We start from the raw sequence: 596 nt of genomic DNA, 5'->3' as shown, positions 1-596 counted from the left end.
GCTGCGGAGAGATCGTCGACCGGCAAGTTGGTCACCAGCTTCCAGTCGATCGGCTCGCGGCCGGGCGGCGGATCCTCTTCGAGGGCGTGGATGTAAGTCAGAACCTGCGGACTGTAGCGCTTCTGCTTGCCCACGGGCGGCAAGGTGTTGGTGGCGGCGAATTTCACCTGCAGCCAGGTCGTCTCGTCCTGATCGACCGTAATGCGATGCCGTCCCGCCCGAGGCGCCGCCGCAAGTTGGGCGAAGACGCGATGAGCAGGATCGTGTGGGGCAGCATCGGCAGGCCGCTCGGCCAGCCTGTTCGTCTGCACCCGCACGAGGAAGCTGGTACCAAGGTCCTGCGCGGTGCAATAGAGCTCGTAGATGTCGCTCTCCCGGTCACCCACATGCACGCAGCGCTCGGGTGCGCCCACGAGCGCGATGGACTGACGCAAGTTCTCCAGCCAGCGGTAGCTCTCCTTCGTCTCGATCGGCACGCGCGTGAATTTGATGTGCCGCTTGAGCGCGAGCGTTCCCTTGAATTTCGTTCGTGTCCAGAACTTCACCGCCGTCAGACCGAGGGGTGTGCCGGTGAGGGTGACGGCCAGGCTCGAATG

At 64.4% G+C, this 596-nt stretch carries 1 pseudogene; it reads right to left on the bottom strand.

The window, feature by feature from the left end:
• A pseudogene (locus NKI99_RS33795) lies at positions 1-596 on the bottom strand (IS4 family transposase); the annotation flags it as partial.

The organism is Mesorhizobium sp. M0239 (assembly GCF_040321815.1).
In the GTDB taxonomy this organism is placed as follows: domain Bacteria; phylum Pseudomonadota; class Alphaproteobacteria; order Rhizobiales; family Rhizobiaceae; genus Mesorhizobium.
This window is presented reverse-complemented; position numbering and strand designations above follow the sequence as displayed.